Source organism: Fischerella sp. (genome assembly GCF_013388695.1).
GTDB lineage: Bacteria > Cyanobacteriota > Cyanobacteriia > Cyanobacteriales > Nostocaceae > PCC9605.
In genome coordinates, this window is sequence record NZ_JACAEU010000055.1 from 1 (window position 1) to 11,685 (window position 11,685).

At 42.6% G+C, this 11,685-nt stretch carries 15 protein-coding genes, 1 tRNA gene and 1 other RNA gene; 7 read left to right on the top strand and 10 right to left on the bottom strand.

Translation table 11 applies throughout. The annotated features are described in order from the left end of the window. Positions 1–111: 111 nt before the first annotated feature. From HXY43_RS07825 to chlP, 4 genes are all read right to left on the bottom strand, one after another. Entirely contained in the window at positions 112–381 is a 270-nt protein-coding gene (locus tag HXY43_RS07825) for a hypothetical protein (RefSeq protein ID WP_290881918.1), read from the bottom strand. A 372-nt stretch (positions 382–753) separates the two neighbouring features. Then, positions 754–2,460, bottom strand: coding sequence for a 2-isopropylmalate synthase (leuA, locus tag HXY43_RS07830; RefSeq protein WP_290881922.1), 1,707 nt, complete (start codon positions 2,458–2,460; stop codon positions 754–756). Further along, entirely contained in the window at positions 2,454–2,612 is a 159-nt protein-coding gene (locus tag HXY43_RS07835; RefSeq protein ID WP_290881924.1) for a hypothetical protein, read from the bottom strand. Before HXY43_RS07835 ends, leuA begins: the two co-directional genes overlap by 7 nt. A gap of 536 nt (positions 2,613–3,148) precedes the next feature. After that, on the bottom strand, positions 3,149–4,369 hold the full coding sequence (chlP, locus tag HXY43_RS07840; RefSeq protein ID WP_367161469.1) for a geranylgeranyl reductase: 1,221 nt from the start codon (positions 4,367–4,369) through the stop codon (positions 3,149–3,151). Positions 4,370–4,698: 329 nt separating this feature from the next. Between chlP and HXY43_RS07845 the strand changes: the two genes are divergently transcribed. After that, positions 4,699–5,715, top strand: coding sequence for a TOBE-like domain-containing protein (locus HXY43_RS07845; RefSeq protein ID WP_290881928.1), 1,017 nt, complete (start codon positions 4,699–4,701; stop codon positions 5,713–5,715). Positions 5,716–5,992: 277 nt separating this feature from the next. Here HXY43_RS07845 and queF read toward each other — a convergent pair whose 3' ends face one another. The 5 genes from queF to HXY43_RS07870 form a co-directional block, all read right to left on the bottom strand. Further along, the gene (queF, locus tag HXY43_RS07850; protein ID WP_026736642.1) at positions 5,993–6,406 is read right to left on the bottom strand and encodes a preQ(1) synthase; all 414 of its coding nucleotides are present in this window, start codon (positions 6,404–6,406) and stop codon (positions 5,993–5,995) included. 57 nt (positions 6,407–6,463) lie between these two features. Beyond that, entirely contained in the window at positions 6,464–6,883 is a 420-nt protein-coding gene (locus tag HXY43_RS07855; RefSeq protein ID WP_290881930.1) for a hypothetical protein, read from the bottom strand. 319 nt (positions 6,884–7,202) lie between these two features. Beyond that, positions 7,203–7,589, bottom strand: coding sequence for a phasin family protein (locus HXY43_RS07860; protein WP_026736644.1), 387 nt, complete (start codon positions 7,587–7,589; stop codon positions 7,203–7,205). A gap of 26 nt (positions 7,590–7,615) precedes the next feature. Beyond that, an RNA gene (gene ffs, locus HXY43_RS07865) (signal recognition particle sRNA small type) lies at positions 7,616–7,712 on the bottom strand. A 36-nt stretch (positions 7,713–7,748) separates the two neighbouring features. After that, positions 7,749–8,030 carry a YciI family protein gene (locus tag HXY43_RS07870; protein ID WP_290882033.1) on the bottom strand — a complete coding sequence of 94 codons (282 nt, stop codon included), beginning with the start codon at positions 8,028–8,030 and terminating at the stop codon, positions 7,749–7,751. A 54-nt stretch (positions 8,031–8,084) separates the two neighbouring features. On the opposite strand from HXY43_RS07870, the gene HXY43_RS07875 reads away from it, so the two are divergent. From HXY43_RS07875 to HXY43_RS07895, 5 genes are all read left to right on the top strand, one after another. Continuing rightward, positions 8,085–8,642, top strand: a complete 558-nt coding sequence (locus HXY43_RS07875; RefSeq protein WP_290881932.1) for a 2'-5' RNA ligase family protein — start codon at positions 8,085–8,087, stop codon at positions 8,640–8,642. A 19-nt stretch (positions 8,643–8,661) separates the two neighbouring features. Further along, positions 8,662–9,027 carry a Lin0512 family protein gene (locus HXY43_RS07880; RefSeq protein ID WP_026736647.1) on the top strand — a complete coding sequence of 122 codons (366 nt, stop codon included), beginning with the start codon at positions 8,662–8,664 and terminating at the stop codon, positions 9,025–9,027. Then, positions 9,024–9,803, top strand: a complete 780-nt coding sequence (locus HXY43_RS07885) for a DUF3598 family protein (protein WP_290881936.1) — start codon at positions 9,024–9,026, stop codon at positions 9,801–9,803. Before HXY43_RS07880 ends, HXY43_RS07885 begins: the two co-directional genes overlap by 4 nt. Positions 9,804–9,877: 74 nt before the next feature. Further along, positions 9,878–10,264 carry a nuclear transport factor 2 family protein gene (locus HXY43_RS07890; RefSeq protein ID WP_290881938.1) on the top strand — a complete coding sequence of 129 codons (387 nt, stop codon included), beginning with the start codon at positions 9,878–9,880 and terminating at the stop codon, positions 10,262–10,264. A gap of 110 nt (positions 10,265–10,374) precedes the next feature. Beyond that, the gene (locus HXY43_RS07895; RefSeq protein ID WP_026736650.1) at positions 10,375–10,713 is read left to right on the top strand and encodes a hypothetical protein; all 339 of its coding nucleotides are present in this window, start codon (positions 10,375–10,377) and stop codon (positions 10,711–10,713) included. A gap of 97 nt (positions 10,714–10,810) precedes the next feature. Here the strand turns inward: HXY43_RS07895 and HXY43_RS07900 are convergent. Beyond that, a tRNA-His gene (locus tag HXY43_RS07900) sits at positions 10,811–10,883 on the bottom strand. A gap of 113 nt (positions 10,884–10,996) precedes the next feature. Between HXY43_RS07900 and HXY43_RS07905 the strand changes: the two genes are divergently transcribed. Then, positions 10,997–11,407 carry a DUF4359 domain-containing protein gene (locus HXY43_RS07905; protein WP_026736651.1) on the top strand — a complete coding sequence of 137 codons (411 nt, stop codon included), beginning with the start codon at positions 10,997–10,999 and terminating at the stop codon, positions 11,405–11,407. Positions 11,408–11,685: the final 278 nt, after the last annotated feature.

Genomic DNA, 11,685 nt, shown 5'->3' on the forward strand with positions numbered 1-11,685 from the left:
ATTGAAGTCATCTCATTGATCTTGCTCTTGAGTCAAGTGCGTTTTTTACATCTTTGCTTATGCTTATCTTAATTGATTTGTCAAGCTTAAATTATACCAAATTAGATGAGCTTACCCTGGATGAAAGCAGATGTAGCCAGCAGCATAAATCGCAATGGACAAACCATTATAAAACTGCTCACTATTGTAGCTACCATCTATTGCATAAAATCGTCTATTACTATTATCAATCTGGTCAAAGGGAATAATTTCAAATATTTGAGGAGTTTCTATATTTTCTTCATGTCCGATTACAGGAATACCATAGTTTTTATTGCTTCGCGTATTGATATGTTTTGCGACTAATTCAATAGCGCTATCAGGGATTTCTTTTCCTGCCATATTTTTGTTCTCAATGGTATGTTTTTAAACATAATTTCATAATGAATAACATAAGCTCGTCTTGAGCAATATAGTCACTCATGGTCTTTTTGCCGTTAGTGAGGGACTTTGAGCGGATTCTTGAGGTGAGGTACAGTTTGCAAGATGAATGGCACTAAGATAAGCGATCGCACTTACTTTCCGTTTCATTATCTACTCCTCTGACGAAGCGATGTTGCTGGATATTTACCAGAACAGACATCTGTGGCTGAGTTTTATGATGTTACCACTGATTGTAAAGGACAAGCGATAGCTCTTTTAGGCTGGAAAACAGCCACAATACTTCATAAGCGATCGCCCTCAATTGACAAATAGATAGCTAAAGATACAGCTCTAGCTTGCTCCCAGCCTCAAAAGTATCTCTGCTTGCATCTGTGCATTCATACGCTGCAATGCGCGATTGACTGCACCCAAAATTGCAAGCAGCGAGGCTGTAACGATATTAGAGTGAATACCTACTCCGTATAATGAACCTGGAATAAAATCAGCTGCAATCTCTATGTAGGCGATCGCATTTGCATTACTACCACCATTGCGCGATCGCTCTTCGTAATGGTGAATTCGCACACCCAAACCTAGAGCATTGACAAAAGCATCAATAGGCCCATTGCCTTGACCGTGAACTGTGATAATTTTCTCATTTAGTTGCAATCTTACTGAAATGTTTTGCACTCCACTGTAATCATCAGTTTCAGATAACTGGTGAGTTAAATATTTCAGCGGCGCACATGCCTGTAAATACTCTTGCTCAAACAACTGCCAAAGATCGCAAGAGGACATTTCTCTGCCAGAAGCATCCATTTCCCTTTGTACTACTTGGCTAAACTCTATCTGCAAGCGTCGAGGCAGCACTAAATCATAGTCCCGTTCCAGCAAGAAGGCGATCCCGCCTTTTCCAGACTGACTGTTTACCCGTACCACAGATTCATATGTGCGTCCGACATCTGCTGGATCGAGCGGTAGGTATGGAACTTCCCAGAAGGCATCTGGTTTTTGTACGGCAAAGCCTTTTTTGATTGCATCTTGATGGGAACCGGAGAAAGCGGTGAACACTAAGTCACCAACATAGGGATGACGGGGATGAATGGGTAGTTGCGTACAATCTTCAATAATTCTTGCCACTTCGTTAATGTTGGAAAAATCCAAACCAGGATGGATGCCTTGGGTATAGAGATTCAAAGCCAGGGTGACTAAATCGACATTACCAGTGCGTTCGCCATTGCCAAACAAACAACCCTCAACCCTCTCTGCGCCTGCCATTTGGGCTAGTTCTGCTGCTGCTACTGCACAACCGCGATCGTTATGCGGATGCACGCTAATAATGATGCTATCTCTCCGTTGTAAGTTGCGGTGCATCCACTCTACTTGATCGGCAAATATATTCGGTGTCGCTATCTCTACAGTTGCAGGCAGATTGATAATGGCTTTGTGCTGCGGTGTGGGTTGCCAGATATCCAAAACTGCATCGCAAATTTCTTTGGCAAAGTCAAGTTCTGTTGCTGTAAAGGTTTCGGGCGAATACTGAAATTGCCAATTTGTCTGTTGTTGTTCTGCTGCCAATTCAGTAAATAGTTTGGCTGCGGAAACTGCCAGATTGATTGTTTCCAGACGATCTAAGCCAAAAACGGTGCGACGAAATACAGGAGAAGTTGCATTGTACAAATGCACGATCGCACTTTTTGCTCCTCTTAAAGCTGCAAAGGTGCGACGAATCAAGTCTTCTCTAGCTTGTGTCAAAACTTGAATCGTGACATCATCAGGAATTAATTCCTGCTCAATCAAGTATCGAACAAAATCAAAGTCGGTTTGCGAAGCGGATGGAAAAGCAACTTCAATTTCCTTGAAACCAATGCTTACTAAAAGATTAAACAGGCGTAACTTACGCTCTACATTCATCGGTTCAATTAACGCCTGGTTCCCATCTCGTAAATCGGTACTCAACCAAATGGGAGGATGAGTAATGATTTTATTTGTCCAAGTGCGTTCGCTTAAATTAATCGGTGCAAATGGGCGATATTTTGTTGCAGGATTCTTCAACACGTTCGTTTTTTCCTTTGTTGTCGATCGTTGTTATGAGGCGTGGTGGCATAAGGTATTACAGAAAAATTTGGGCTGTCAGGTTGCCACATTGTCCAAACCTGAGAACCCACAGGTAGTCGTAGAAATGCCTCCAGCAGCAGATGTAGTTGCATAAAAATCTCCAACAAGTATTGTTTCAATATGTATTCTTAGTGGTATAAGCAAAGGTTGAAATGACAGAGAACTTTTTGCGTCAAGCACTTTGCCGCATTCCAAAATCTTTGCATCCTTAAATTAGTATCATTGGCAATTAAGCATTATCTGTTTAATCCACCAGTAGCGATTCCTCAAAAGAATTACATGCTGATTTCAATCAACAAAAACTTATTTAGAACATGTAAAATCTATTTGCGCCCAAGGCGCAATAGCAGCCCTAGCCCTAATAGAAGGCTAGAAAATAGTTGTAGAGATAGCTGCTTTACGAACATAGTTTTATAAACAAATTCTTAAGGAGAATTGTAACTCTATAGAATTTATAGGTCAATAGGTCAAGTCTAAAAATCTTTTAGAGAAATGGTATTAGGTGGATGTTGTGGGAGTGCAGTGAAACTGGAGCTTCTGAAAACTAGACGCACCTAAAGCGGAGAACTCCCCCGAATCAGGTGCATCTTGTGTTTTTTCTAATTCCCTAAGTCTCTGTATTTTCCGACTACGGAGCGAGAGCATTACCGCGAATTAAGCTACCAATTGTCTTGGCAGTAATTTTGAGCTGGGTGATGGGATTAGCTGGCACAACCGTTTTATACAGGTAGCTATCAAAAGTCAGCCGCTGCACATCAAGGTCAGCACACATTTCCACAAATGCCTCACGGGTGGCATCGGAACGATAAAAGACGGTTTGCAGGAGGTCTAGAACCTTGTAGGTGAGTCCGTATTTCTTATCCCAGCGCTTCAGGTAAACCTTGAGGTCAGCTTCCGTGGGGATGCGAGTACCGCCGTTGGACATTTCCACAATAGTGTCAGCACACATCCGCCCGGACTTGGCAGCAAAGTAAATGCCTTCGCCAGAAGACTTGGTAACATAGCCCGCAGCATCTCCAACCAAAGCCACACGACCGACAACGCGGCGGGGACGGGGATGTTCGGGAATGGGGTGTGCTTCTACTTTAATAATTTGGCCGCCTATCAGCTTGCGGGCAGCACGGGCGCGGATACCAGCTTGCAATTGTTTGATGCTGGCTTTGTTAACGTGCATCGTGCCGGTGCCAACAGCTACGTGGTCGTATTTGGGGAAAACCCAAGCGTAGAAATCGGTAGAAACGTCGTCACCGACGTACATTTCCGCTAGGTCGTTGTAATAGACCATTTGCTCTTGGGGTAGGCGAATGCGCTCTTGAAAAGCGATCGCATAATTGTAATCCCCAGCATCAATTTCCTTGGCAATACGGGAATTGGCTCCATCCGCCCCGATAATTAAATCAACTTTCAGGGTTTTGGTAATGCCCTGGGCACCACCTTCTGTATGGTCTACATAATGGATGGTATAGGGGTCAGTGTTGTTTGTGGGAATATCAAGTTTATGAACGGTGGCATTTATTAAATGTGCGCCTAATTTTGCCGCGCGATTTCGCAGATAACCATCTAGCACTTCGCGACGACACATTCCTATATATTCTTCTTCTTTTTCGAGATTGATATCAACCTCACGATTGGAGGGTGAAATCATTTTCATCTTCCGCACTTGGCGATCGATGATATCCTTGGGCAGGTCAAATTCACTGACCATGCACAGGGGAATTGCACCGCCACATGGCTTGGCATTGTCTAGCTTGCGCTCAAACAGGTAGGTTTCAATCCCAGCTTTCGCCAAAGTCTCTGCGGCAGATGAGCCAGCTGGGCCTGACCCAACAACAGCAACCCGTAGTGTCAAAGGTCTACTCCCAATCTTCACATTTACCGAAAGCATCGTATCACGGAGTTTTAGCGGATTTCTCTGTCACTCTCAGGATTTCACGGAATTGCAATATTCCTTAATGTTTCGCAAAGTAGGGGAGTGGGGATCGGGGATCGGGGATTGGGGGAGGAGTGTTCAAAAAAATAACCACTGACGCGATTAATCGCGTCTCTACTAACTACTAAACACTAACTACAACAACAGAGTATTAAAACTTTTACACCCAAGAGTATGCTGCTTATGGTATATATAATATACGAAAAACCCATCAAAAAGCCGTAGATTATTTGCAGAGGTTCCTACCAGTGGGCATAGTAGTTGAAAACGTATCCAAACAGTTTGGCAGTTTCAAAGCGGTTGATCGGGTGAGTCTGGAGATTGAAAGTGGCTCGCTTGTGGCTTTGTTAGGACCATCAGGTTCAGGAAAGTCTACTCTGTTGCGGTTAATTGCTGGCTTGGAAATGCCAGATAGCGGCAAAATTTTGCTGACTGGCAAGGATGCTACCTATCAAAGCGTGCAAGAACGGAATATTGGGTTTGTATTTCAGCACTATGCTTTATTTAAGCACATGACAGTGCGGCAAAATATTGCTTTTGGTTTGGAGATTCGCAAGGTTCCAAAAGCAAAAATCAAGATGCGGGTAGAACAATTGCTGGAATTGGTGCAACTGAGTGGGCTGGGCGAACGCTACCCATCACAATTATCCGGCGGTCAACGGCAAAGGGTAGCCTTAGCAAGGGCACTGGCAGCAGAACCCAAGGTATTATTGCTGGATGAACCGTTTGGTGCGCTGGATGCCAAAGTTCGTAAAGACCTACGCGCTTGGTTGCGTCGGTTGCATGATGAAGTGCATGTTACCACAGTTTTCGTTACCCACGACCAAGAAGAAGCGATGGAAGTCTCCGATGAAATCGTGGTGATGAATAAAGGACGTGTGGAACAGGTGGGGACACCTGCGGAAATTTACGATCATCCCGCCACAGCATTTGTGATGAGTTTTATCGGGCCTGTGAACGTGTTACCTAGTACTTCGCGAATTTTCCAAGGTAACGGGTTCGATTCGGCACACCCAGAAATGTTCTTGCGTCCGCAAGATGTAATTATAGAAACCTCTCCCAATGGCACCACCGTACCTGCAAGGGTGAGTCGATTGATACATTTAGGCTGGGAAATTCAAGCAGAATTATCTTTAGATGATGGGCAAGTAGTGACAGCCCACTTAACACGCGATCGCTTTGATCAATTGAAGTTGGAACCGCAGCAAAAGGTGTATGTAAAACCGAAGGATGCTAAGTCTTTTCCGCTGTATTATTCAATTTAAAAATAAGCAAACAAGTTGAAAGCCAATATTCACCCCAATAAACAGGGGTATTTTTGGTTGTTGCCAATCAAGTTAGCTCAAATTCTGAACTAGTATGTCACGGCAAAGAGTAGCAATTTGAAACGCAGAGGGGCGCAAAGTAAGCGCAGAGGGGCGCAGAGTCTTGGTGCAAAAATTTCGCTATGAACTTATGTAATGTTGTACTAAGTATGTGAACAAGTCTTAAGAAGAGGTTTTTGCCCACTAACTACTAACTACTAACCACTAACCACCTTAGCTACGATTTCACGTGATGCACCTCAATTACTGTATGCACGTTACCGCGTGGTGCAAAATCCGCTTTGACGGTAATTTCCAAAGGATCGCAAGCGGCGACAAAATCATCCAAAATTTGATTAGCTGATTCTTCGTGGGAAATATAGCGATCGCGGTAACTGTTAATGTAAAGCTTTAGCGCCTTTAATTCCACTACCAGTTGATCGGGTATGTAGGTAATGTGAATTGTGGCAAAGTCAGGATAGCCAGAAAATGGGCATTTACAGGTAAATTCCGGCAATGATATGTCAATTTTATAGCGACGTCCCACACGCGGATTGGGAAATGTAATTAGTTTTCCTTCCGCAATATTGCGTTCGCCATACTTCATTTCTTGACTTGGCTGAGATACAGTTTCAGGTGAGGAGTTGCTCATAGACAAATTCAAATCAAGGGTCATTGGTCATTAGAATTTAAACTTTTGACTTTTGACTTATAAATCTTCTGCTTCCCAATCTGGTAATTCATCTGCTTCCCAGTCTGGGCAATTTTCACCCTCCCATCCGTAGGGGTGCATACCGCAGACTAATAAATTACCACCATAAACTTGACCGTGGTAATGACAACAACCTATACAGGCGGGATTTTGTTCTACCGAGGGTTCAACTGGGTAAGGAAAAGCCGGATCTAAATCATCTCCTACCACATCTTCTAGTTCCCAGTAAATTTGTTCAGCTAAATCTTGCAAATACTGGTCAACCTCAGTAGCAATTGTATTTTGCAATTGCTCGGTTATTTCTTCCGTGACTTCAAAAAAAGTATCTACCATTTCACTCATCCCTTGGAAAAAGTGTTCTACTTCATCAGCCACTATTTGTACCATTTCCCAAATTTCTTTTTGCCAATTTTCCATAAAACTAACGCCTTACTGGCTATGTAAATAGAGAACACTGGTGTATTTGCCAGAAATTGCCTGTTGTTTTGGATTTCTTGAGAGTAGACGTTTTTCCGGAGGGTGGGTACGTAAGCATTGCGTAGACACCCTTTCAGCAACTTCTCTTTGGGTATTATTGTCTTGTCGCAACCAAATGCCCGTAGATGTTCAGTACTACTTAGCACCGAAGCACTGAAGCACACCCTGAGGAACAGGTTTTAACTAAAATTTTAAGCCATAGAGTAATGGGTTGATATCAGTATTGCACTACTAATCTCAACCCATCACGAATTGCCAATTATTTGTCGCGTTGCAGGCGCTTTAACTCGTCTTGCAGTTCTAGAACTTGCTGGCGTAATTGATCTACATCTTCATCGGTTTGGGCAACTTTCGCTGTTGGCTGCTCATCATCTTCGATGATTTCAATGCGACGCGGTTCAGAGGGAGGGGTTGTTTCAACCGTTGGATCGGATGTTGATTGCTGTTGAGCTTGCTTCATCATATCTTCAACAAAACGGCGGGCTTCCTCTGTTGTCATTTCGCCCCGTGCCACCATTTCGTCTGCCAGCTTTTGGACTTGCGATCGCACTTCGGATAATGTTCCGCCCGCTCTCTCGCTCGCGTAAGAAGCTAATCCAACACCGAGGTAAAAAGCTTTTTTAACAATATCTCCAAAACCAGGCATTACTGCTTTTACGCTCCTAAAAATAGGGCGACCCGGAGACTACGCCTACTGTAAGCATCCCGTGTTGCTGCTACCTTCCGGTCCTGACAAGATTTGGGCGTTACAGTCGCATAGATCCAGGTCTAGAAATAGCATAGCATTAAATTTCTATAGTGTGTGTTATTCGACTACAATTCGCCATTCATATAATTTGTAGTTGACACAGTCGTTTTTGACCAGTGGGTCATTGGCTGCGATCGCCTGTGCTTCTTGCATTGATGCGGCTTCAAATACCATCATGCCGCCTTCCATCTGTGCCCAGTAGCCAGTTCTAGCTTTGTGTCCTTTGGCAATCAAATCTCGTACGTAAGCTTTATGGGCACTTACGTGTAGGTCAAAGGTAGATTTATCAACTTTGCCTTCTTCAATCTTCACAAAAGTGGGCATTTGCTTGCATCCAATCAAAAACTTATGTTGTAATATTTTCGGAGCGATCGTCTGCTTTATAAACTACCCTTGCAAAAATCACAAAATCTTTTTTTCATTGCCCTACTGCCACCACAAGAAATTCAGGACTACGCCAACCAAATTAAGCAGTATTTTGCTGACCAGTACGCCAGTCGGCACGCTCAAAAATCTCCACCTCATATTACCCTACAACCACCCTTTGAGTGGCTAGACGAAAATGTACCAGGATTAGAAGCGTGTTTGCAAGAATTTGCTAGTAGGCAAAAGGCAGTGCCAATTACCCTCAGCGGTTATGGTGCTTTTGTTCCCCGCGTCATATACATTAATGTGGTCAGAAATCCAGAACTGTTAGCTTTGCAAGCTGCTTTAATGACACACTTGCAACGCGAACTCGCAATAGTAGACAAAGTCTCTCAAACTCGCCCCTTTGCTCCCCACATGACGGTGGCGTTTAAAGACTTAACACGGCAGAACTTTAAAGCTGCTTGGCCAGAATTTCAACAGCGCGAACTGTATTTTGAGTTTACAGCGGACAAATTAACGTTACTACGACACGACGGCAGGCGATGGAATATCAAAGCTGAATTTTCCTTCCTGTCTTCCTAAAATGCGATGAGAGGTGACTGTGGCACGTAAACGCTTAATTATCGAAATGGGCATGGGTATCGACCAGCACGGACAAGATCCGACAGTAGCAGCAGCGAGGGCAGTCAGAAATGCTATTGCTAACAACGCCTTGCCTGGTGTGTGGGAAGTTGCTGATTTGAGTGACCCCAATGACATGATTGTGGAAGTACAGGTTGCAGTACCGTACCCACAGCAAGTGCGGGAAGAGGAAGTACTAGCTGTACTGCCCTTTGGTCATAAATCTCTAACTGTTGAGTCTGGGGGAATGGTTGTACAAGGTAGAGCAATTCCCGAACTCAACGACAAAAATGACGAAATGTTGATAGCTGTCGCTGCCGTTACAGTTCTAGTTGACAATGAATGACTGGAGCAGCAAATGGAATATTTATGAATACGGATAACATCACAGCACAGCTACAAAATTGGGATAATTTTTGTCGATATCATGCTAACAGCGACTGGAACGGGACTTGGACAAGATATTCTGCCCAACGAAAGATAATCGAGAGTTTTAATTGTATAAGAAGTTTCCAAATTAGCACAGATGGTAGTGAGATTTATCACCAAAATCATTATACATACGCTGATGGCAGAAAGGAGACAAAAACCTTTGGGCCTTATCAAAAACCTGTTACCAGATGCTTGTTTTTAGATAACAGTTTTTCTTGGGGTTCTACAAAGATAGAATCTGATTCAAATTTTGGTTTTGAGACAGGTTTTAGATACGAAGATCGGCGTACCAGTGTTGTCATTATGTATGATAAGGCTGGCAGTTTAGAAATGATTTTAGTTATTGTCGAAAGTTCAAATACCTTTCCAGAAAAACCAAATGCTCCATTTGTAAAAGAATTCAGTGGAAATGGTCGAGGCACAGCTAAAACCATCACACCTGATTGGCTCGTGTCGTCTCGAATCGATGTTTCGTGGAATCGCTTAGAAAATTTAGGTGATGATTATCAGACTTTATATTTCTCCGATGGCATTTCCATAACTTGTCCGCCAAAAATAGCAAGTAGACAAGATTTTCTAGCGGCGGTGGATTGGCAGATAAATCCTAATTTATTGCAATGCGGTATTCGCAATTATGACAGTTCTGGTTTTACCGATTTCACTCTACAAACATTTATTTTTGATACCTAAAATCTTGCTGATGATGATTTAGCAAATTGATAACAAGTTAAAATTTTGACTAAATCATCTAGGAGACTAATGCCATGTCAAAGGAAGCAATTGAAACTGTGATTGCTGCCTACTTTGCTAATATTGCAGCGATGAATCCTGAAGGCTGGATCGAAAATTTTGCCGAGGATGCTGTTAGTCACGATCCAGTTGGAGAACCACCAACAAAAGTCCATGAGAATTTTCGTGCATTTATCAGCCAGTTAAAAGCAGTTTTTGAGAAATTAGAACCAACAACAGACCATATATTTGTTGCAGGCAATGAAGCAGCGGTAAAGTGGACTATGCAAGGAATCAGCAAAAGTGATAAGTCAGTTACATTTGAGGGAATAACAGTTTTTGAGATTAACGATTCTGGGAAAATTCAAACGACTCGCGCTTACTGGAATCCTGCTGCGATGGTGGCACAACTGCGTTCTTAGGGGTGGGCGATCGCTCAGATTTGCTGCTATGCGCTAAACTAGAGGCATCGGGGTGGAGATCTCTGAGAGTAAGTCCCACAGATTAATTAACCTTCACCACGATCGTAACAATGTCTCGCGAAAATAACGAAGCAGCACAAATTCAGGAAATTAACAAACTCAAACCAGTACACTTTGCCGATTTGATTAGAACTGCACAGTTAGTTTTTGATCCTGCGAGAGGAGTGTCTGGAATTCATAGGGAAGTTGATTGGCAAGAATTCGGTATTCCTGATGATGTGGCAGAAAATCTCAAAGCCCTTGGTCAGGAGTATCGATATGCATCTCCCCATATCTCTGTGGAAATCATTTGGAGTAAATTAACTCCAGAAGCTCGTATTTGGTTCCTTGAAAATAAAGAAAATTTATGGCAATTTGAGGAATTCTTCCCTGCTCTTGATGAAGACTAAAAAATTGGATGTGAGAAATTAGTCACAAGAGCTACTAAATTCAATTAGTTTTACCGTTATTGAGAAATGGTAAGATTGTGCTTCATCCCTAGAAAAGGGCGAACGATGGGATTCGAACCCACGGATGGAGGAACCACAATCCTCTGCCTTAACCACTTGGCTACGCTCGCCATTGTGTTTCTGATTATAGCACTTTATTGGCGAATTGATCTAGAGTTTTTTTTCAAGGAACGGACTAAGATAATCTGGAGTCTAAAGACCAGAGCAAATGACTGTTTGGAAAATGAAAGTCTCAAATATTATGGCATGTGTGGGAGTTGTAGGACTAGCCGCTTTGGGAGTGGCAATGGCACATACGAATCCCAGTCAGGTTGAATATGAAGAGTATGCAGTGCAACAGCTGACAGGATATCTCAAAACGAATGTTTGCAAAAAAACCCCAAAATTCTTAGAAAACGTCATACAGTTCAATTGCAAGCAAGTAGTAGTTTCAACTCAACCGCAAATGCGGGAACTAATTACAGAAAGTACCGAACGCCAAAATTTTATACTTTTTAGTATCTACCGTACAGATTTAAAACTTAGCTCTTTACTACCTGCTCTGGATTCTGTTTTGCCTTCCACACCCGGTTATAAATTTGAGACAGTGGGAGCTTTTGACCAGTTCTATACTTACAAAGCTGAACAGCGTTAACAGAAACATTGGGCGATCGCATTTTTGGTCGAGCCATCAAGCATGTGGAGCGGTGGTTCTCAATAATAGCAATACTGAGCGTGCTTTAGGTGAACATCTTATCAACTATGACATAAGTGTATAGATTCTTATTTTAAAAGAATATCTGCAAAAATAAAATAAAGCTTTAGTTAGAAATAATTAAACAGCAATTCTTTCTTTGGGAGAAGGTGAAGATTTGCTGTGATGTTTAGCATTTTTAGATAGGTCGTCATAAGTAAACATATTTTGTTCTGACT